Annotated in this window: 16 protein-coding genes and 1 pseudogene; 5 read left to right on the forward strand and 12 right to left on the reverse strand. The window is 47.0% G+C overall.

Annotated elements, in window-relative coordinates; all coding sequences use genetic code 11:
- Positions 1 to 151: 151 nt before the first annotated feature.
- The 3 genes from ECHVI_RS20650 to ECHVI_RS24170 all read right to left on the reverse strand — a co-directional run bounded on the left by ECHVI_RS20650 (position 152) and on the right by ECHVI_RS24170 (position 2,095).
- Positions 152 to 616: a JAB domain-containing protein gene (locus ECHVI_RS20650; protein WP_015267971.1), complete on the reverse strand. Its 465-nt coding sequence runs from the start codon at positions 614 to 616 to the stop codon at positions 152 to 154.
- A gap of 359 nt (positions 617 to 975) precedes the next feature.
- Complete coding sequence (locus tag ECHVI_RS24165) at positions 976 to 1,494, reverse strand: transposase (protein WP_245553531.1); 519 nt, start codon at positions 1,492 to 1,494, stop codon at positions 976 to 978.
- Complete coding sequence (locus tag ECHVI_RS24170) at positions 1,391 to 2,095, reverse strand: IS4 family transposase (protein ID WP_245553386.1); 705 nt, start codon at positions 2,093 to 2,095, stop codon at positions 1,391 to 1,393. The genes ECHVI_RS24165 and ECHVI_RS24170 overlap by 104 nt, the downstream gene beginning before the upstream one ends.
- A gap of 246 nt (positions 2,096 to 2,341) precedes the next feature.
- Here ECHVI_RS24170 and ECHVI_RS24330 point away from each other — a divergent pair, with 246 nt between their 5' ends.
- A complete protein-coding gene (locus tag ECHVI_RS24330; protein WP_157501551.1) occupies positions 2,342 to 2,527 on the forward strand; it encodes a response regulator transcription factor in 186 nt (61 codons plus the stop codon).
- Between the two features lie 38 nt (positions 2,528 to 2,565).
- Positions 2,566 to 2,898 carry a hypothetical protein gene (locus ECHVI_RS20665; RefSeq protein WP_015267972.1) on the forward strand — a complete coding sequence of 111 codons (333 nt, stop codon included), beginning with the start codon at positions 2,566 to 2,568 and terminating at the stop codon, positions 2,896 to 2,898.
- A 1,119-nt stretch (positions 2,899 to 4,017) separates the two neighbouring features.
- On the opposite strand, the gene ECHVI_RS20670 is transcribed toward ECHVI_RS20665, so the two are convergent.
- From ECHVI_RS20670 to ECHVI_RS20680, 3 genes are all read right to left on the reverse strand, one after another.
- Positions 4,018 to 7,509, reverse strand: a complete 3,492-nt coding sequence (locus tag ECHVI_RS20670) for a PAS domain S-box protein (protein WP_083891997.1) — start codon at positions 7,507 to 7,509, stop codon at positions 4,018 to 4,020.
- Positions 7,510 to 7,559: 50 nt separating this feature from the next.
- Positions 7,560 to 7,931 (reverse strand): hypothetical protein, encoded by a 372-nt coding sequence (locus ECHVI_RS20675; protein WP_015267974.1) that lies wholly within the window; start codon positions 7,929 to 7,931, stop codon positions 7,560 to 7,562.
- Positions 7,932 to 9,720: 1,789 nt separating this feature from the next.
- Positions 9,721 to 10,104 carry a response regulator gene (locus ECHVI_RS20680; RefSeq protein ID WP_015267975.1) on the reverse strand — a complete coding sequence of 128 codons (384 nt, stop codon included), beginning with the start codon at positions 10,102 to 10,104 and terminating at the stop codon, positions 9,721 to 9,723.
- Between the two features lie 498 nt (positions 10,105 to 10,602).
- On the opposite strand from ECHVI_RS20680, the gene ECHVI_RS20690 reads away from it, so the two are divergent.
- Entirely contained in the window at positions 10,603 to 10,998 is a 396-nt protein-coding gene (locus ECHVI_RS20690) for a DUF7793 family protein (protein ID WP_015267977.1), read from the forward strand.
- Between the two features lie 839 nt (positions 10,999 to 11,837).
- Here ECHVI_RS20690 and ECHVI_RS23975 read toward each other — a convergent pair.
- Positions 11,838 to 12,092, reverse strand: coding sequence for a hypothetical protein (locus ECHVI_RS23975; RefSeq protein ID WP_052331465.1), 255 nt, complete (start codon positions 12,090 to 12,092; stop codon positions 11,838 to 11,840).
- Positions 12,041 to 12,537 (reverse strand): annotated as a pseudogene (locus tag ECHVI_RS24335) (class I SAM-dependent methyltransferase). The gene ECHVI_RS23975 and the pseudogene ECHVI_RS24335 overlap by 52 nt, the downstream one beginning before the upstream one ends.
- 65 nt (positions 12,538 to 12,602) lie before the next feature.
- Here ECHVI_RS24335 and ECHVI_RS20705 point away from each other — a divergent pair.
- Both ECHVI_RS20705 and ECHVI_RS23785 read left to right on the forward strand, forming a co-directional pair.
- Entirely contained in the window at positions 12,603 to 12,854 is a 252-nt protein-coding gene (locus ECHVI_RS20705) for a hypothetical protein (protein WP_041739027.1), read from the forward strand.
- A 594-nt stretch (positions 12,855 to 13,448) separates the two neighbouring features.
- Complete coding sequence (locus ECHVI_RS23785; protein WP_015267979.1) at positions 13,449 to 13,934, forward strand: glycosyl-4,4'-diaponeurosporenoate acyltransferase CrtO family protein; 486 nt, start codon at positions 13,449 to 13,451, stop codon at positions 13,932 to 13,934.
- Between the two features lie 251 nt (positions 13,935 to 14,185).
- Here the strand turns inward: ECHVI_RS23785 and ECHVI_RS20725 are convergent, their stop codons facing one another.
- The 4 genes from ECHVI_RS20725 to ECHVI_RS20740 are packed head-to-tail and all read right to left on the reverse strand — an operon-like array spanning position 14,186 to position 20,834.
- On the reverse strand, positions 14,186 to 15,067 hold the full coding sequence (locus ECHVI_RS20725) for a glycoside hydrolase family 16 protein (RefSeq protein WP_015267980.1): 882 nt from the start codon (positions 15,065 to 15,067) through the stop codon (positions 14,186 to 14,188).
- Positions 15,068 to 15,100: 33 nt separating this feature from the next.
- Positions 15,101 to 16,237 carry a glycoside hydrolase family 43 protein gene (locus ECHVI_RS20730; protein WP_015267981.1) on the reverse strand — a complete coding sequence of 379 codons (1,137 nt, stop codon included), beginning with the start codon at positions 16,235 to 16,237 and terminating at the stop codon, positions 15,101 to 15,103.
- 28 nt (positions 16,238 to 16,265) lie between these two features.
- Positions 16,266 to 17,945 carry a RagB/SusD family nutrient uptake outer membrane protein gene (locus ECHVI_RS20735; protein WP_052331467.1) on the reverse strand — a complete coding sequence of 560 codons (1,680 nt, stop codon included), beginning with the start codon at positions 17,943 to 17,945 and terminating at the stop codon, positions 16,266 to 16,268.
- 15 nt (positions 17,946 to 17,960) lie between these two features.
- Entirely contained in the window at positions 17,961 to 20,834 is a 2,874-nt protein-coding gene (locus ECHVI_RS20740; protein WP_083891998.1) for a SusC/RagA family TonB-linked outer membrane protein, read from the reverse strand.
- Between the last annotated feature and the right edge of the window lie 50 nt (positions 20,835 to 20,884).

Consider the following 20,884-nt stretch of genomic DNA (forward strand, 5'->3'; position numbering starts at 1 on the left):
AAAGGTAAAGTGCTCCCACTGCGGACTGTAGTTGACAACCTTTTAATTCCTTACTGGCGCAGGGTAAAATTATTGTAACGCAAACAAACCTCATCACCAAAAGTGTACCTGTTTCCCTTGTTCGGCTCTTGGATAGCATAGTGAAGAGGGCCTAAAGCCCTCCCATGTCGGCAAATGAATAGTAACCCTCTGCGGTCAATATGATATGGTCCATTACCGGCAGATCCAACAGTTTTCCGGCCTTGGCCATCCTCTCGGTCAGCTGGGTATCCTGTTCGCTGGGCCGGAGGGTACCACTGGGGTGATTGTGGGCAAGGATCATGCATGAAGCAGACGCCTTCATGGCCGCTGCAAAGATCACTTTCAGGTCCACTACGGTACCGCAGGTTCCACCGGAAGAGGCGTTGACAATGCCCAGTACCCGGTTTGCCCTGTTGAGCAGGATTACCTTGAACTCTTCGATGAATTCCAGTTTGGATGCGTCCCAGTTTGCCCTGAGCACTTTGGCGGCACCTTGGGAGGAAACGACCTGTGGCTTGTCTGACATCTTGGAGTTGGGGCGGTAGCTTAGGGTAATTTCGGCTACGTGGCTGAGAACGGTGTTGTTGGTATCCATAACATTTCATGTTTAAGGTTGAAAATTAATTATGGAAGCCCTTCCGCTTACGGGCAAACAAGGCCAAGTGGCAACGGAATAAAGGAAGGTACGGTGGGAAGAGTGGTGTTTATGCCGTAAGCTCATGGCCGCCCTGCCGCCCGAAAGCTAACTTTGTGGAATGATTAATGGTCAAACCATACCCTACTTTATGAAGGTAAGAAAAACCAACCCGTGGTGGATGCCATTGCCTTATTGTACCATCCGGTCAATATACAATATAAACTAAAATGATTCCTTTGTTATAATCAGTACAATGCTGTCCTAAATAATTTTTGATTTACTCTTTGGTCTGTATTTGAAATCAAATTGGGGACATATTAAGGAGTTTGAGCAAACAGATCCCCCTGTACTATTTTCAGGGGTGGTTTTTCGGGTTCCGTAAATGGGCTATCAAGCCATTTTTGCAGTTCGATTTTCAGGAATATATTGAGCCGGATAAAGGCCATCAGATTGGACAGGTGCCAGCCGAATTTAGTTGTTGCCTTCATGACTTTGATCAGCAGGATGGTGATCAAAGCCGTCCATATCTGGATCATTACTGCATTTTTAGAGGTTCCGATAAAGGTTTTGATATGCAATAGCTGCTTGATGTCCCGAAAAAACACCTCAATCTCCCATCTTGATTTGTAGAGGTCCCCAATGGGCTGGGCCGCCCAGGCAAAGTTGTTGGTGATCAGTTCAATGGTCTGCCGGTTTTCCTCATCCCACACGGCCACTCTTCTGAACCTTCCCTTATACTTGGTTTTGGATTGTGGGTTGGTCAGTTCGATTTCTTCGTCCTTGAGCACATGTTGGGCGGTTGTTTCGGGAAGCTCCAGTTCTTCGACGGTACTGATGGCAAGGTTTCCCTTGTGCCTGATCACGAAGAACACCCCTTTGCTGGTCCCAGACGTTGAGTATGGGGAAGTCATTGTAATACCGGTCGGCGACGATCACCGAGCCCTTTTCCAATGGAATGTCGTAAGCTTCTTTATTATCCCCTAAACTCCCCTCGGTAATGTTCACGTAAACAGGGAGTTTCCCGTCATATTCCAGTAGGGTGTGCATCTTTACAGCTCCCTTTTTGGTACGAAAAGTAGCCCAGTCAAACACCGAAAGACAAAGGCTGATCACCGTGCCATCGAGCAGGTAAACGGAGACCTTGATCCTGAGTTTGGACCTCCTGACAGCTGCCTGCTGTCCCAAACTTCCCAGTAGGGAATAGTAAAGGTCCCTGAACAAGTCCGAATCCCTTCGTTTGTTCTGATAGCTGATACTTGATTTGGAGGGGGCTTTGGCAATACCAAGATGGTTAAGGTTCCCGGTAGCAGACCGGAGTCCGTTGGAAATGTCCCTTACCGAGGTGCTCTTGGCAAAATGGCAGAACAACATCGAGACAAGATGCGTCCAGCGGTCAAATCCCTTGCAGCCCTTACCGGTTTGCTTTTCCTTGGCCAATTTCTTGAAAATTGATCGGTCTATCTTTTTAATAATCTGTGAAAACTATGTAATATTAAACATGAGAGGTTCGTGTTTTTTGGTGCAAACCCAAAATAACTTTTTTGGGCAAAAAACAGAACCTCTCATTTTTTATTTAGGACACTATTGATAAAATGTCTAAAAAATCTTGAAAAGGGTCGATTTTATATTTGCCCGGAAATACAGGAGATCCTTGCTTCCTATGAAAGGATAAAAAAAATACCATTGGCCCCAAGGGAACTTGAAATATTACAGCTGTTTACCCAGGGTTTTTCAATCGACAGGACAGCAGAGTTGGTTCATCTAAGCCGGCACACCATTGTTTCTCACAGAAGGAAAATGATGAAAAAGACAGGGAGCAAGACCATCCTGGAACTGCTCGCATTCTCGCAAAAGCATGGGTTGATCTGACCATAAAAACTCGAAACCCAACTATACGGTCCCTTAAAATGAATACCAAAGAAGACAGGCTGATGTCTTTCTGGTTGCAATTTCAAAAAGGATCATATCAACTTGTCTTTCTATATCCCTGCCACACCATGATTACTGATTTCAACAAAAAAGAATTTGTCCATATCCAATATTTAGGAGAAACACCTTCAAGACCTGGTAACATATCCCCAATTATCCAGGTAGGGTATTTGGTATTGTACAATCATGTTGATATCGAATCACGATTTGTGATAGAGGATACGCATGAAAGGATTTTCCATCAATTCCAATTAAATGATGTCCATCATAAAAGCATCGATGAACTTTTCCGGATTCTAATTGACTCCTGACCACTTGATAGATGAATTGATGGGATTATACCGGCCAAACCTATTTTTCTCAATATTTGGGCACGCCAATCCTATTACCAAACTATTTTTGGGAGCCGCTCGAAATTATTTCAGCCCCCCTTTTTACCATTCTGAATTCGATGTCGTTTTGCCTACCTTTCACCTTCCATATTGTTCATTGGGTGGACATGCCCATTCAACCTAAAAGTAAGTTGCATGATTACTTGATATTACCTCAAATGATACCATTCCAAAAAATCCCCCATTATAAAAGGCTTGTTTCCATTATAACAAAGTATTTATAAGTTAAGATCTGTTGTATGGACGGGTTTATTTTTAAACTTCTCCCCTGGGGGCATCATGGAGGTATGCTGCATGGAAAAATATTGACCGTTAAGGAATTGAAATAGGTACTGGCTAGTTTTTTATAAGCCTGGATAAATCTAATCATGAAAGGCCGGTAGCTCAAACAGCTTCAAAGTATTGAAAGATGTGCACGGTCCTGTATCGGGACATAATGGCCAAGACCTATCCTGCCGAAAATAGAGTTCGCCATAAGTTAATTATTATTAAGCAATGAAAGGAAAGAAGTGGACGTGAAAAGTTACCTTAATGGTAGCCTCTCCCCTAATTGCTTCATGCTTTGGTCTACCTCGGTGCTCCAGCAGGGCAGAAGACCGGTGGAGCAAATCCTGAAAACCTACCGTAACCCCACTCCCTTTCAACGGCCATCAATTGAACCATTCCGCTAATATCACGGAATGGAAAAACCTTTGGGCCTTTCGCTGGAAATAAGATTTTCCAGGAAGGCACTGGTCAAAGAAGGCAAGGAATTTCCGTCCTTAGAAGAATCGGTCCTCCATTTCAATTGCTCCGCACCAAAGGTCTGACATATCTGCACGAGGCCGTACATACACAGTAATAACCGTACCGTTTACGTTTTATGTCATTTTATCGTCAACAAAGCCTTTTTGTCGGGCAAACGTAGGAATCGCTTCCTTAACATCTATCAGCCATTTACTATGGATGGCCCTTTGGTGGGCCATTGAACCTTTGCGGCTTGGCACGAATGCAAAAAAATCACCACTATACGGGATTCATGGCACCTCCCATACTTTCCTAATTCTTGTAAAATGTTTCGGACAGGTATTTTTCTACGGCCTGGACTTCTTGGTTGATCTGGTGTACAATAGCATCGAGATTGCCTGCGGCAATGGATAAATTCGACAGTATTTCCCTGTCCACTGGACACCCAGCCTGCAACAGACTGGTCAACAGCATTATATTGCTGAGTGGGGCCCTTACAAGATGGGATTGTTTCCAGGCTATTTCCCGGAGTTTCCTGTTCTGTTCAGCAATGATGTCCATATGTTTTCTGGTTTCCGAAACATCTTCTATGGCACCCACCGCGCGTGTAGGCCTTCCTTCTTTGTCACGGATGATATAACACCTGTCCTTCACGTAAAGGAGCTCGCCTTTCTTGTTCCTGACTCTGTACTCCATTTGCCAATAATGCTTATCCCTGTTTCCACATACCAACATATAACTTTTCCAGACTGCATCGCCTGCAACGACATTCGTCAGCCAAGAATTGTTTATTGAAAACCTTTCCTTTTCCCTGTACGCTACCAAATGGGTCAAGGCCCCGCTCCGGAGGATTGATCCTGATTCATGGTCAATGTCCCATATCATTTCCCGGGTAGCTTTCATGGCCAGGCTAAAACGCTCATTGTTAAGCTTTATCTTATCCTCCGATTCCCTTTGTTCGGTAATGTCCTGCACCACTCCCTCTATCATCGTCGGGTTTCCCTCATCGTCCAACACCAGGTTTACTGTCTGGGCAACCCAGCGGGTAGTTCCGCATCCCTTAAGGATACGGTGGACAAATTTAACCGGACCTGAATTTTTCAACCTATCCAACGGAACGTTTTCCATCAAATGTCGGTCGTGTGGATGGAACCTCTCCAAGACCTTTTCATAGGTGGGCTCAAACTCCCTGGGGTCCACTCCAAAAATCCGATAGGTCTGTTCCGACCATTCCGAATTCGTTTCATCCCAATTCCTGCTCCAATACCCCAGTTTTGCAATGCGCTGGGCACTATCCAACCTGCGATAGGCATTTTTGAGTTTGTATTGGGCCTTTTTGCTTTCGGATATATCTTGGCCCATGCAATAGAAAACCTGCTCTCCTTTGCTGAAGTTTTTTTTCCACGCCACCCATTTTTGATCCCCGGCACGGTTTTTCATGGCCACTACCAAAAAGTCGGACCTGTCCAAGGGATCAAGGAAGGAAAGTAACCTTTCCGAATCTTCCCCCACTGCAAAACTGTCAAGTCCCTTTCCCACGACATCCCTCCTTTCCTTTCCCAGGACCCTAGCGAAGGCCGCGTTGCAACGAATGACTTTACCGTCTGGATCAACTATGGCCAAAAGGTTGCTGGAAATCCCCATAAACTGGAGCAACTCTGCTTCCATGAGCTTGTTCTTGACCGTTGCCCCAACTTGCAGGCCAATCTCCTGTAAGTACTTTTCGTGATGATGGAAAGCGTGGGCCGTGCCAGAGGTAAACACGAGGAAAACCCCTATTACCTCCGTGCCATGAACAATGGGAATGCCCATTCCGGAATCGAGCCCAGCTTCACGTGCATCTCCGGATCTCAAAAACAACGGGTTGTTGGCCAGTCCTTCCCAAATCTGGACCGAAGAGAATTTCCAAACGTGCCCTGGAAGGCCTTCTCCCTTTCTAACCTGGTTCAAGGTACCTTTCTTTGCATTGAAAGGTTGTGTCCTAGATTTCCTACGGGCGGTTGTATTAAGGTACAACCTACTGCCGTCCTTGGACCTGAGCCATACCTCCCCCAATTCGCCCCCGGTATGGATCAACAGTTCCACAAGCCCCCTTTTCATGGAGGCATCCAACTTCCCCGGTTGTCCCATGGCATAGGATACCCTGAACATTAGGTCTTTCATTTCTTCATGATGTATGGCCCTGGAGATATCCCGAAGGCTTCCCACGATCCTCAAAACCTTTCCTTTTTGATCCCGGATTGCACTGCAAAAATCCAGCACGTGGGCATAACTTCCATCGGCCCGACGGAAACGATAGGATAACGAGAGGTTCTCCTTGTATGGAGAACTGATAAATCCATCCACCAACCATAGGACCTTCTCCCTGTCTGCGGGATGGATCCTGTCCTTCCAAAACCCGTATGGGTATTGGGTACGGTAGGGATCATCATCACCAAAAAGACTCTCAAGGGCGCGGCCCATCCTGGTAACCATCCCCGTTTTCATGTCCATATCATAAATATGGTCCTTCGAGGCCAATGCTGCCAACCGATAGCGCTCGTTGATCATTTTTGCATTTTCCTGTTCGACCTTCAGTTCGGTAATTTCCACCATGTTTAGGACGGTGCCTCCAACTCCGGCAACTCCGTGCATATCAGACAGGTTCATTTCAAGCCACCGTGGCCTGTCTTCCTGCTCGAATGCCCTGAAAGCCTTCAGTTTCACCCGGCCCTTTTTTCTCACCTTTTTAAGCTTCTCCGAAACCATTTCCCTATGGGATTTATGGACATGCTCCAGGAAAAAGGTCCCGATGAATTCCCCCGGATTTTGCCCAAGGAGGTTGGCACAGGAAGGACTGAAATAATCTATTCTTCCTTCACTGTTGAGGATGGCGATCAGTTCGCTGCTTCTTTCCACCAGGGCCTTGAACTTCCTTTCGTGTAAGTGCCATACGCCAAGGGACCGGAATTTTTCCACCAAACCTGACAGTGAACTACCGATGTTGGAAAGCAACAGGTCTAGTAACTTTCCATATGGGTGCCTTTTCCCCAATAAAACCAGATAACCTGAACGGTTTCCTTCGGATAATATGGGAACAACCATCATCAGACCGTCCATGGTAACTTCGGGAAGGACCTGGTCGAGCTCTTTCCTGTATGGATGTCCCGGTCCATAAGCGCCTGGTCCGACACAATGCTCCAACTTGAAGGGGGCTGTCCCTAATCCTGGGGACAGGGCCCTGGTAGGAAAATCATAAGTCTTTACCGTCCATGTTGGGCCGGTGCCAACCGCCTCATCCGAAACCTCGAGAAAGTATCCTTTTTCTAGCCCCCATGGCTCCCATAACATCGAAAATACGGATGTGACCGCCTCATCGGCACATGATGCCTTTATCAATTGCCTGTTAATCCCTTCCAGAAATTCTAGACCTTCCCTTTGCCCGGTCACCCTTTCCCCAAGGCCTTCATGATGGGTGATATCCACGGCGATCACCAATTCGGCATCCTTTCCCTTGAACCTAATTTTGCTTCCCTTTGCCTTGACCTTCCTCAGTCTCCCGCCCTTTTCCAGGTGCAGGTCCACACGAACTGTTCTGTCACCGGCTTCGGGGCCTTGTTTTTTTTCCCTGGTGTGCATCATCGCCGCTCCACTGGAGGGGAAGATCTCGGCTATGGTCATCTCCATGAATTCTTCTTTGGTATAGCCATATTGCACAACGGCTTCCATGTTCACGGCCAAAAAACGAAGGGTGGAAGGGTCATATACCCACATGGGAATTGGGGACACTTCAAAAATGTCATCATCCATTGTTTTTTGTTCCATAGTTGTATTGCGGGATTGTGGAACCGGTATTATTCCGGGTCCGGATTAGCTCAGTTAGCGGAAGGAGAACCTACCAGTTGGACCAACCTTTTTTCAAAGGCCATTGCAGAGGACATTTTTTTAAGGTAATGGACTTTTGGCCAATTGTCAAGGCCATGCATATAGTATCCCAAATCATCGGGATATCCAAGCACGAGAACTGGTATACCAAAGGAACATAAATACCTGATCAAGGCCATGTCCCCTGAAGTGTGGCATCCGTTGGATACATCAAATACTACCAACTTCACAGAGTCCCAACAGACTTCCTGGACATCAGTTCCCATATCGACCGCTTCGGCCTGATATCCGAAAAGACCAAGGATCTCGCAAATATTATCTACAAATTTCGGGTTCCTTCCCGTTACCTTAATTTTAACCATATCTCCCCTTCCTTTAATTTTCCTCAAACGTGGCACCCATTTTCTTTGTCCTTGTCATCTCCAGTAATTAACCCACAGGGGATGCAATTTCCATTTGGGCACAAAAATCCATTCGCCCGATGGCTACAGGACTTGGTCGGTTCCATCACCTCACAATTTGTAACGAAAGCAGGAAGGCACTTTTGCTCATGCCAAGCGCCTACATAATCCATTGTATTGTTGTCTACTTTGCTCCGTAAGGATTGTACCAGAACAATTTTGTGGTCATTTGCTCGTGATCCATAAAATTACATTTGGGGACCTATCCTGTCAAGCTTGTTATCTCCCCCGTTCTTGGTCCAGGCGGCCAAATACTACGTTATAGAATGGCCGTTGCATAGGGCTTTTATATAATAAAAGATATTTTTAAAATAATTTTTCAAACCCATTATTAACAAAATATACTTTTTTTAACCACAATTCAATATATACAAAAAACAAAATAAACCAAACATACAGCGTTATTTATTGTTCATAAACACCGTAAAAAACTCAGTTCAAACAAATATAATTTGGCACCCCTCCTGTTAAAACATCCGGCAACTCGTTCCGGATGCAAACGATATGTTTTCCATTACCGGAATCCACTAGTGGACCGTGCTTACTAACCAACCATGACCCCTGTTTTTTTTGGTCAATGGCCAGGCGTATGACAGCTTTCAAATCCATGAATACAAGTGGGCACCCGGGTAACTCATTATGGCAAGTACAAATGTTATTTAATGGATCCCGGAACTGAGTAATGGGATCGGGTATAGCTGATCGAATATGGATCCGGAAAAGGTTTATGACGTTCCCTCAGGACATGGCATTCCACAACCAGTAGGTCTCCGGACGGCTGTTCTAAGGGAATGTAGGTTAGGACCACTTTAGAAATTCCAGTTCAACCTTAAATCCTTCCTTGGTTTTCCTTACAGCCATTTGCAGGCCTACTGCTCTTTATCTGCGATAGTTTTCCTACCTGACCTTGAACAACCGGTATTGGGACCCTTCCCTCCCTCATTTTAGCCCTATACTGTTTTGTGCATTTGGACGGCATCATAGTACTTCAATCCCCTCCTGTCTTTCCCAATCTATCAGTAGGTCATGTGAAATAATTTGTCTGGTAGGTGAATAGCCCCCTTGCCTCCTCCACACCATCAACCCTGACGATTTCTCGCAATGGGTTCATTAAATTGAATGGCTTCCTTCAGCAAAACCATATTAATGGGGGGATAGGTTTTGTAATTTAGCGTTTCGAGCCACCCCTGTTTGCTCAAGTGGTTTCATTATGATCTTGCCCATGACCATAAACGGCCAGTATTTTCACAACGGAATAATGGTCCACGCCGGATTTTCTCTGCGATCCGTTGGGCCATGGGATTGGTAGAGACCGCTCGGTACAGCAATTATATGCTACTTCGCCACCATGGTGTGATGACGCTCCATCCATTAAATTGCACTTACCCAAACCTTCCGGCACCTTTTCTGTCGGGCCTTTCTGATCAGAACAAACTTCCCTGACCTCCTATTCTGCAGAGGTTGGTGAGGTAAAGAAGGTACCCCCTCAAAGCGGCACAACGGTTATAATATAGATTGGTCCATCCAAACATTCCTTAATCACTTTAAGGACCCCGACCATGATTGGCCTGGTAAAACATGGTTCCGGATGGACACTTTTTCACACAGTGATCCCATGATCAACCCTGTGTACAAACGGTGGAAGGGCTGTCGGGTCCATTGAACCGATTGTACCAAACGCCTCCCTTGCTCAATCCAGGAAAGAGGCCTTTATTCCAAGAAGGATTTCTCCAGTCAGGGGTTTGTTAAGAAAGTCGATGACCAGCCTATCTTCCCGAGTGCGGGCAATATCTCCCGGATCCAGGGATGAGGAAACAATATATACGCTCAATCCTTCGGTAAGGCCCCTTTGACGCAGATCCTGCAATAGCTCCCAACCGTTCTTTTGCGGCATCCTGATATCGACAAACAGTACAAACCGTATTCCTTGTTTATCTGCAATGTAGTGGACACATTGCTCTGCAGATGTGAACACCTCCAACCTTATGGAAGGCCAATACTTTCGGATCATTTTTTGGTGGACAAGGTTTATAAGATCGTCATCATCTACCAATAAAATCTCATAATTCTGCATTCATCTTTAGTGTAAACTTTAAAAAAGTCATTTAATCGCTCCATCTTACCCTTCACGAGCTCCAACCACCGCGGTACCTTCCAAAACATTTTCAGAAAAAAGTCGGTGGTTCTCAATATATCCAACATAAACACACTTTTTGGAAGATAAAATATAAAACGTGTTTCTGAAGGTTGGGCTTCCATTATGGACCAAACAGGACATTACCCTCCACAAATTAACGGTCAATCATGACAAAAGGTAATTATTATATTTTTATCCACCACCATAGAACATTACATTTTTAACCAAAGGACCTGTTGTTTATACTACAAATATTCAATAAAAACCTTTTAGTGTATTTAAAGCACGCTATTTTGATTTTATTAAAAATTTGGCTTGATTTTCGTTAGGACATACATATAGTAGATATTTAAATCATTAAGAAGGCCATGAACCGCCTTTTCGGCATTCTTATCAGTTCAGCAGGGATTTCACTAATAACCAACTAATTTCAAAATGTTCGCGCTCATAACCAGGACCCAGGAATTCAGGAAACTGCCCAGTGGAATAATTTACAGTAGGGTCCTTCCTGACAGTTGTTTTACCGTTGAGGATGCCAAGGAAAACATCAGTACCGTTTCAACCCTGTCAGGGGGCGGTCCAGCCCTCTTGATGGTCGATATCAGCATGATCAAGGAGGTAACCAGCGAATGCCGCGACCTTTTTTGCCATCCCGACACCGGCAAGTTCCAACAAGCGGTAGGCATTATTGCCACTACGACAAGGGCCAACCTTATTGCAAGTTTCTTTTTGGGATTCAACAGGCCAAAATTCCCACTGGGTGTATTTCATGAAGAGTCCAGCGCATTGGCATGGTTGAGGGCCATTAAAAACGAACACCATGGCACTTGACCTCATGTCACCTCGCTCAATGCCCGAACTTATGAAAACGGATACTGAAGTTGATATAACCGGGGCAAACTTCCCAAATAGCTTGCCCTAACAAAGATCATGAGCGACATTCCCAAGGACCTTGCCACAGGATACCCTAATTGAAAACCACAAAGTCCAGGTGCGTCCAAATTGTAGTTTCGGTTCCCGGGAACACCGTATCGAAAACCCTGTGATACCTATGACCATATGGTTTACCATGTCCATTGCCCTCCCCCGGTCCCCCAACCTGATCAATAATGACTTCAAGTCCAATGATTCAAGGAACGGCCTGGGTGCAACATGTTGGTCTGAAGCGTAGAACGGATTGTCGATTTTTTGGTCCCTTTCCATAAAATCGGCAACTATAATCACAAAAAGATCCTGAACAGTATCTTCAACCATTTCTTCCCTCTGAAACCGGAAAACCAGCCGACCGGAAATGGTCAAGGTCCGGCCAAGATTAATAAGTTCATTCAATGAAATACAGGGGGTACACTCCATGTCCTGAACCGATACTTCATATTTTCACCATAATAAATCCCCTCTCGCCAAAATCTGTCAGCTAATCGGTCATAATACCACCATATTCCACTTTTTCCATTAATAAAACACTGCAGATCCTCAATCTTGATCCGTCCACGGGTCCATCATCAGCGTACCCCACAACATGTTATGCAGTTTTATAGGAAATGTCCCTCCATGGTACGCCATGAACCAACATAATGTAATGGCAAGGGAGCATGTCTCCACGAATTCGAACCAGGCACTTTTTGCAAGGTGGCCCTCTCTTTACCTTTGCCGGAAATATTCCTTTCGGATCAGCGGATATTCTTCACCTTCTTGCAAGTATAATTTCCAATCACCCCTTTTTCTGTCCCAAGCTCGGTGATCTCCATTCCCGACCGTTCCAACATTTCCTCCATGATCCAATCGAATGTTGAATATTCCTCTTTAAAATGAATAACGGCATCCTCTTCCAAAAAGTCACCTCCATGTTTGTATTGTGCAGCGATGAAAGCACCTATGTTGAAAACCGGGTTGTTGTCCTGGATGACAATATCCCTGATAAACAACGTCCCCCCACTTTTAACATATCGTTCAACCTACCAAGGGCAATTCTTTTCCAGAAATCGGGCAGGTGGTGCAAAGAATAAATGGATGTGACCACATCTATTGATCCTGGCTTGGACTGGAAGTTCAAAAAACCGGCGTGGACAAATTCGATATTGGCCACCCCTCTTCCCTGGCCCTTTTTCTTGAATATTCCAACATTTCGCAGGAAATATCAACGGCATATACTTGCCTGCACCTTTTTGCCGCCTCAATGGCGAGCTTCCCGGTTCCGGATCCAAAATCGACCAAGGTATCCTTGGCCGAGAGCTCCAATGCTTCCAAAATGTCAATGCTCTCTTTCAAGAGGTCCCTGAACAATGCATGGGTCTGCTCATATTGTTCAACTTCTTCCCTCTTGGAATAATCCCTGCCTATTTGTTTAAATTCATCATATTGCCATTTCATCGTATTTCAGCTTTTTTCCTGTTGTTAAGATACGTTGAGCAAAATGCAATATAGTGAATTTTGTAATGAAAGCACCCGCACATCTTCCCAAGGCCAGTTTCAAAGGCTGCACGGGAAAGGCAACAGTGATCCCCCTACCGCTAACAGGTGGACTTTCCGAAGCCGGCCCCCAACACAGCCCATCAATGTTCAAGGATCAACCTATCTACAATGACCCTGGGGTGATTTCACCGGTACAGGGATTGGACCATTTGGACAAGAACGACCAACCGATGCACCACTGGCCAACTCCTGGTATGAAGGCTGTCATTCCATAAGCTTGCAGGATATTGGCCATGCTTGAAATGTTGAAGCTGTATTCAGGAACAGCGCCGATTTTTAAACCTGATGTGGCCTACCAGAAATAAGGCTGATAACGTGCCCCGTATTGTTAAGGGTGTTAATTGTGGGGAACTTACCGAAAGTTATCCACTGTTCACGCCCCGACAACCACTTCGACCACCGGAAGGATATCCTGAAACCCGTACTACCAATGGCCAAAGCGCTGAACCTGTACAGGGATTTCCATAAAAGGGGCATGCCACCTCTAATGGTAAGGACCGGAACCGGCCCCTTCGGAAATCCGTTCATCTTTTCCTGTCCCCGTTTAGGACCATGGAGGTAACGTAATGCAAAAACAAACAAATTTCATCTTCAAGGACGCATTTAAAAACAATTTAAATGGTTAATTTTACAAAAAAAACTACACAACACCCATAAATAGGTCAAAAGACCTTAAAAAAACACAATCTACCTTTTGCATGAAAACGTATATCGATAACACTTTGCTGCGTTATCCTTACAAATAAAATCAAGAAATAAGAATATCCATTAAATTCATCTAATTTCCGCGTCGCAATACCATCGCCCAAATGCATTACATCAACAATATTTTTCTTGCCCTGTTCACCTATGTGTTTTCCCTCTTTTGTGGGGCCTTTATCCTGCACAGGCTTTCTCCGCCAAAGTTGTTCGGCCGGTACCGCAGGCGTTTTCTTTTTAACAGGGAAGGGTGTTATCGGAGACTAGGTATTTACCGCTTCGGTTTTTTAATGTCCCTTGGACCGTTCAGTTACCTGGACCATCATTTGCTCTATTCTCCGAATTACCACCGCCATTCTTTGGAGGATGCCATGTTCCGTCATTTCAAAAGGGAGGCAGAACACCTGCTGGCCTTTCTTTTGCTTATTGGCGTGGCTATTGGAGCATGTTTTTCTGGAATTACCTGGACGTACATTATCCTGCTCTGTGCCCTTAATTTACTTTTTAACCTATGTCCATTTCTTTACCACCAGTCCGTTCGCTTGCGGATGGTGGCTTTGATAGACCGTTATGATCCCCCTACCGGGGAAAGTTGATACCGCTTCCTTCAACCTTTGCCGGGTGACGTTTATCCAAGGAGGGTATCCCGTTTGCATTCCCTGCGCCCGATCCGGGCAAGGGAGGGGAATGGTGTACAATCATTTTCCTGCGCACACCCATTGGTAAGGTAAGCTTGTGGTATCAAACCACTTCCAGGGAAAATCCAAAAAAACAAGGAGATCTTTCCTGGTCTCCCTGTCCTAAAATTTACACCGCTAAACTAAGCCGACCCTTGGCTTGGGCCGGTTTATTTCATTTGGTACACCCTTACATAATCCACCAGGTATTCTTTTGGAAATTCGGACTTGGCAGGATCGCCACCATTGGAACCAATGGCCAGGTTCAATAGAATATAATGGGGCTGGTGAAAGGGGTTACTGCCATCAGGGTTCAATGTGGTGGCCAAATCTATTTCGTTGAGCAACTCCCCGTCCAGGGAAAGACGGATAGTTTCAGGTGTCCACTCCATTTTCCAGATGTGAAACTTTTCCGGCCAACTGGTGTCTTTTTTCAAAAATTCCGAAAAGGGCACCTTTGCTTCATCCCAAGCCGCTCTTTTTTGTTCGTGTGCCCAGGCGGCATTCGCCAAAATGGTCGGTTGCCCATCAACGCGGTAATACTCCATGATATCCACTTCCCCATTGGCTGGCCAGCCCTTTGATTCTCCTAGGGTCCATATGGCTGGCCACATGCCCAGGGCAGTATCCAGCTTGGCCTTTACTTCTACTATTCCATATTGAAAGGTCTTTTTTCCGGCCGTATTGATGCTGGCGGAAGTGTATTCGGAATGGGGCCTGTTTTTCTTCCAGTTCCTGCTGTTTTCTTCATAGTCAGGATTGGCCACCTGTTCCCTTTTTCCTTCAATCACCAGGAATCCTCCCTTAACGTTGGCATTGTCCCTTTGGTACCATTGCAGTTCCCGGTTCCGGACAAAGCCCTCCTCGTAAGACCAGAACCTGCTGTCAGGCTTTCCATCGATATCGAATTCATCTTGCCATACCAACTCATACCCTTGGTAAGGTGAGTCAGGGGTTTCTGTTGCATTGTTCGAGGTATTTCCGCTGCCACACCCGGTAAGGAGCCAGGAAGTACATATTGCTCCCAGCTGGATAAAAAACATTCTTCTCATTGGTCTAATAGGTTTATGATAGTAATTGTTCGTTTATTGATCGAAGAAATCCAAAGACCACTCCTCATGCCATTTCAGCTCTGGCTTCCCCTCGTTAAATTCAATGGGCAACCAGACATACCTGCCATCAATGGCATTTTGCGGTTCCCAACGATCGGCCATAAAGATAAAGGCATCTTCCTTGCCCTGGACAGGAAGGACATAGGTACTTTGGGAATCGAAGGTAATGGAGGCCCCTTCCCCTTTTGCGGGGTTCCCCAGGGACTTCCATGGCCCCATGATGTGATCTGCCACAAAGGAACGTGCCGCATTGGGATCCCAACCGGTACAGCCTGAGGTGACCATATAGTATTTCCCGTCCTTTTTGAAGAGTGCAGGTGCTTCGTTGTGGCCGGCCGGTTCCATCACTGCCCATTTCCCGGTAAATCCGAGGTAGTCATCGGTCAGCTCTGAAATGTGCAGGGTAAGGTTTTCTTCTGCGGAATGGATATGGTAGGCCTTTCCGTCATCATCGACAAAAAGTCCCATGTCCCTCGACATCTGCCCGGTACCGAAATCCCGTCTGATAAACAATCCCTCGGCCACTTCCTTTCTCCATGCAGGACTCCAAGCTTCCAGGTCCGCTTCGGTCACTTCTTTAGATTTCCAAGGTTCGGGAAAATTTACCGGCCAGGTACCGGCATTGGGCCGCAGTGACCTCAAGAAGGTATAGGGACCTTCCGGTCGGTCACTGACGGCCACCCCTGTACGTGCGGCATTATAGCCCTGACCTTTGAGTTCAAGATGGAACCACATCACAAATTTCCCAGTGGAAGCGTTATAGATGACCTTTGGCCTTTCAATGACGCTCCCTTTTTCAATGTCCGAACCGCTTCCTTCGGCTGCGACCGGCAGGGCTACCCCCTCATTGGTCCAGTTGTATAGGTCTTGGGATGAATAGCACCTCACCCCCACATTGGCCCTGTTTCCGCCCCTGCCGGCGGTCTTATGTTCTCCAAACCAATAGTAGGTTCCGTTATGGAAAAGCATTCCGCCACCATGGGCATTGATATGTGTTCCTTCCGTATCCTCCCATATCTTTCCAGGAGAAAAGCGCTGCTGTTTTGCGTGTTGACCTAACGCTGTGATACTGATCAAACAGGCCATGGCCAGTATAGTAGTCCTTATCATTATCTTTATTGTTTCAAGGTTATTTTGGTTACCATCCCGGTGTCTGGGATAGGCTTCCTTTCGATTTGTTTATTTCGTCCGCCTGGATGGGATAGAGGTTCATTTGAGGGGCAAAGAAACGGTCATCCACCTCCACGTATTCCAAAGAGAACTCGTTCTCGGAGATTTTCTCCACCTGTACTCCTCGTACAGCACTGTTGAAGAGGTCCATTCCGGTCATCCACCTTCTCACGTCCCAATACCGATGCTCCTCAAATGCCAGTTCCACCCGCCGTTCGTTCCTGACCATGGTGCGGAACGCTTCCTTGCCGTCGGCAGTTACAGGGGGCATCCCTACGCCGGGCCGTGCCCTTAACGCGTTCAGTGCCTCTCTTGCTGACCAGGGCATCATTTCAGAAGTTCCATCAGGACCATGTACCTCGTTCATGGCTTCGGCATAGTTCAACAATATCTCTCCATACCTGAAATAAATCCAGGCGTGGACACTGGTCCTGTTCTGCAGAAGGTCGAGGTTTTCATCCACATATTTCTTCTGGTAATATCCCGTTTTGGTAGCCCTGGCCCTTCCCGGACCATCCAATCCCCCTCGCCAAATTTCCAATGGTCGGCCCTTATAGCTTGCTCCATGTGTCAGGATGGACATCTTCAAGCGGGGATCCCTATTTTGATAAGGGTGTTGGGGGTCGTAACGTTCATCTTCAGTGATGGAAAGGCCATTAATGGTCTGATAGGCATCCACCAGGTTTTGGGAGGGATTGGTGCCGCCCAAAGCCCCGGTAAACCCTACAGGATACATGCTCCGCTCCAGGGAATTTGAAGCCGCATATCGGCGGGATAGAATGATCTCTGTATTGTCACTGCTCCTGAACAGGTTGCCATAGTTATCAAACAACCCATACCTGCCACTGTTGATCACCTCATATGCCGCTCGGGCCGCACTTTGCCATTTGGAAGGATCATTTTCCGGATTGTGGAGCGGACTGGCTGCATAAAGTAGGATCCTTGTCTTAAGGGCCATGGCTGCCCCAGTGGTCGCCCTGCCCAACATCCTGTTTTCGTCATATCCTTCCCAAGTGTCCCTCATTCCTTCCATGGCCAGTTCCAGTTCGGACAGCATATGATCCACACACTCCCCATACGGACGGCGCTCATATCCGACCACGTCCTCTAGGTCCAACACCTCTTCAATAATGGGCACTTCACCGTACCTTTTGGTCAGCTCAAAATAAAAGAAAGCCTTTAGAAAATGTGCCTCTGCCCTTAACCATCCCAGGTCGTTTACCTGTGTCTGATAGGTCTGCTTGCCCTGTTCTGTAATGGTATCGCGCAGGATGGTATTTTCAAAGTCCACGGAATTTTCCAGAAACAGGTTGGCCTTTCTGATCCCATCATAGAGATTTCCCCATTGGTCATCTGGGTTGGAAAAGGCGCCCCAATTGCCATGTGCCAGTTGTTGTACTTGGCCATCCTGTCCGGAATGCAGGGCGTCATCGGTTGCCGAGGCCAATGTGCCCCCGCCAAAACGGTCAAAGCCCGCCGGAAGGTGGCTGTAAATGCCTATTCCAAAATTCCTTATAGTGGTATAGGAGGAAAACACCTGTTCCTCGGTGTAATTGGTATCCATTCTCCTGTCCAGCACATCTTCCACACATGCACAGGCAAGCAACAGTGCCAACAGCGGTATCATTTGTTTTATGTTCATCATCATTGCGGGTTTATCGGTTTAAAACTGGACACTCAATCCTAAATTAAATGACTTTAACGGTGGATATCCCCCATAACTTTCCGGATCTACCATTTCCATTTTGTCCCAGGTCAACATGTTTACCGCATTGGCAAACACCCTTACCCTGTCCACGCTGATTTTTTCCGTAAGGCTTTCGGGAAAGGTATAGCCCAGCTCCACATTCCTCAGGCGCAGGACATTTCCCGATTCCTGCCAAAAATCCGAAGGCCGGTAATTGTGTGGGTCGGAAAGTGTGGTCAACCTTGGATATGTGGCGGATCCGGCTGTTTCGGGCGTCCATCTCCCCAAGGCATTCACACCGATATTGGCGTCGTCCTGGAGGGCCCAGAAATAGGTCCCGTTAAGGGCCACATCCCTTCCTGCCAATCCGTAGAACAGGGCTTCCAGATCAAATCCCTTGTAGTTCATCCCCAGGGTAAAGGAATAGTTTACCTTGGGTTGCCAAGGGTTCCCAATGGACGTCTCATCGTTTTGGTCGACGGTTCCGTCACCGTTCAGGTCCCTATATTTTATATCGCCTGGCCTGGCCGGTGCAAAGGCCGACGACACCACCCCGTCCCGAAGACTGCCATCGGCGTTGAAATCATCCTCTTGGTAAAAGCCATCTGACAGCCAGCCAAAGGGTTGCCCTATGGGATGGCCTGTCCGCTGCATATAGGATTCGGGATAGGTCATTTCCTGCATATCCATAATCTTGTTTTTCGCATAGGATACACTACCGCCCAGGTAGTATCCGCCATTGTGGAAATCACCGTTATAAAGCAGATTGACCTCAAAGCCCCTATTATGCACGGTGCCAAAATTCAGGTAGGGAGCCGTTACGCCCAGGTAACCTGGGAAGATATTGGAACCATCAATGGGGATATTATTCCGCCTGTTGTAAAACAGGTCTAGGCTGACATCGAGTTTTTGGAACAATTGCCCATCCAGGCCAAAGTTGAACTTAAGGTCCTTTTCCCATCCGATATCGGGGTTTGCCAAGGGGCCCTCCACAATGGTGCCGATGGAATTGTTGTCGGCCCCGAGCCTGTAGTCCCCCGAATAGTAGAAATCCTGGGTATAGGCAAACCGGCTTCCGCCAAATTGGTCATTGCCGGCAAGGCCTACCGAGGCACGGGCTTTAAGAAATGTAAGCACATTGTTCCCTTTCAGGAAGTCCTCGTTGCTGGCCAGCCAAGCTGCCGACAGGGCCGGGAAGAACCCAAAGCGGCTCCCTTTTTCAAACCGCTCCGAACCGCTATAGGAAAAGGCCAGTTCGGTGAAATAGGTATCCTTTACACCATATGACAACCTTCCCATGAGGCGTTGCTGTGCGTAGGGCACATTGTTTCCTCCTACGAAGAGTACGTCCTGGTGGTACATGAGCATGGCCAAAAGGTCACTGCTGTCCCAATTTTTGCGATAGTCCAATCCCAACTGTACACTCAACCTGTTCCATTGGTCATTCCCGCTTTCGTCCACGGTAAAACCTGTGTCCAGCCCCCGCTGGATATAGCGGTAATCTTCTGTGCCCTCTCCGGGCAAAAGTTCGTAAAACGCCAGGTTTCTGGTCCGGTTGTAATTCCCGCGATGCCAATTGTTGATCCCCAGTGCCTGGGAAAACCGTAGGCCGGGAACAAAATCCCCCAAATCCTCGGAAAGCCTGAGGTTTGCCATGATGTTCCTGTCATGTGAGGAAGTATATCCCCTGCCCAGTACGGAAGCCACGGGATTGTCCGGGTAAATGGTGGTGCCCCCCCAGGAACCATCGGGATTCCTTACCGGAAATGCACCTGCCGGATAGCGGGCCATGTTTTCCCACAGGGCTGCCCCATTATAGTTCGGAAAATACCGGTCTTCTATCCTACCCCCAAAATCCAGGGATGCGGCCACTTTGGGAGAAAGGGCAACGTCGATATTTGACCGGAAATTCACCCGTTCAAAATGGGCATTGGAATTTTCCTTCCTGTCCCCATCGGTATTGGCGTACAGCCCCTGGTTCTGCAGGTAGCCCAACAGGATAAAATATCGGGCATTGTCGCTTCCACCGGAAAAGGTAAGGTTATAATCGCTTATGGGAGCACTTTGCTGCAGCACCTGATCGTACCAGTTGACATCCGGATAAAGGTAGGGATCCGTCCCGGTCCGGTGGCCTTCCAACTGTTCATCTGAATAACGCAATGGAAGGCCATCGTTTGAAAGGGCTTCGTTATAAAGGCTGGCATATTGGTAGGCATTGACAAAATCGGGCAACCTGGTGGGTTTTTGGAACCCGGTCCTAGCGGTAAAACGGATCTGTGTATCCCCTGCACTTCCTCTCTTGGTCGTCACCAGCAATACGCCGTTGGCTCCCCTCATACCGTACAGAGCTACTGCTGCGGCATCCTTGAGTACGGATACACTTTCGATTTCATAGGCGGAAAGCTGGTCAAACGAAGCCTCAAAACCATCTACCATGACCAGGGGAGTGGCATCGTTCATGGTCCCTAGGCCCCTGACCAATAGATTGGGCTCGTCATAGCCCGGTTCCCCCGAACCGTGCATGACCGTAAGGCCAGGGAGCCGGCCAAAGAGCGTATTGCTCAGGGTGGGCACAAAGGTTTTCTGCAAGGACTCACCGTTTATGGTTGCCATCGATCCCGTAACCCGGAGTGCCCGTTCGGTACCATAGGCAATATGGGTGTTCCTTCCATAGGAAGCGGGAATTGCGGTATTTTCCATTTTTACCGAATCCCGCTCCATTGCAATGCTTGGAGCCATGGATTGGGACATGGAAGGAAAAGAAATGGTAACGGATGCTGCCAACAGGCACCCCACTGCCATCATCCGTGTTCCCGGTTGTTTTATATAGCTGATTAATGAATTTTTCATAGATTTTGGTATTTCAGATTTAACGATTTCCTGGAAATGCCCTAGGTTGC

This window comes from Echinicola vietnamensis DSM 17526 (assembly GCF_000325705.1).
GTDB lineage: Bacteria > Bacteroidota > Bacteroidia > Cytophagales > Cyclobacteriaceae > Echinicola > Echinicola vietnamensis.

Bases quoted from the DNA above. Each gene is read 5' to 3' on its own strand.
- ECHVI_RS20665 (WP_015267972.1), top strand. From the start codon at position 2,566: ATGAATACCAAAGAAGACAGGCTGATGTCTTTCTGGTTGCAATTTCAA.
- ECHVI_RS20725 (WP_015267980.1), bottom strand. From the start codon at position 15,067: ATGAGAAGAATGTTTTTTATCCAGCTGGGAGCAATATGTACTTCCTGG.
- ECHVI_RS20675 (WP_015267974.1), bottom strand. From the start codon at position 7,931: ATGGTTAAAATTAAGGTAACGGGAAGGAACCCGAAATTTGTAGATAAT.
- ECHVI_RS20740 (WP_083891998.1), bottom strand. From the start codon at position 20,834: ATGAAAAATTCATTAATCAGCTATATAAAACAACCGGGAACACGGATG.
- ECHVI_RS20670 (WP_083891997.1), bottom strand. From the start codon at position 7,509: ATGGAACAAAAAACAATGGATGATGACATTTTTGAAGTGTCCCCAATT.
- ECHVI_RS20735 (WP_052331467.1), bottom strand. From the start codon at position 17,945: ATGATGATGAACATAAAACAAATGATACCGCTGTTGGCACTGTTGCTT.
- ECHVI_RS20705 (WP_041739027.1), top strand. From the start codon at position 12,603: ATGAAAGCACCCGCACATCTTCCCAAGGCCAGTTTCAAAGGCTGCACG.
- ECHVI_RS20690 (WP_015267977.1), top strand. From the start codon at position 10,603: ATGTTCGCGCTCATAACCAGGACCCAGGAATTCAGGAAACTGCCCAGT.
- ECHVI_RS23785 (WP_015267979.1), top strand. From the start codon at position 13,449: ATGCATTACATCAACAATATTTTTCTTGCCCTGTTCACCTATGTGTTT.
- ECHVI_RS20650 (WP_015267971.1), bottom strand. From the start codon at position 616: ATGGATACCAACAACACCGTTCTCAGCCACGTAGCCGAAATTACCCTA.
- ECHVI_RS20730 (WP_015267981.1), bottom strand. From the start codon at position 16,237: ATGATAAGGACTACTATACTGGCCATGGCCTGTTTGATCAGTATCACA.
- ECHVI_RS20680 (WP_015267975.1), bottom strand. From the start codon at position 10,104: ATGCAGAATTATGAGATTTTATTGGTAGATGATGACGATCTTATAAAC.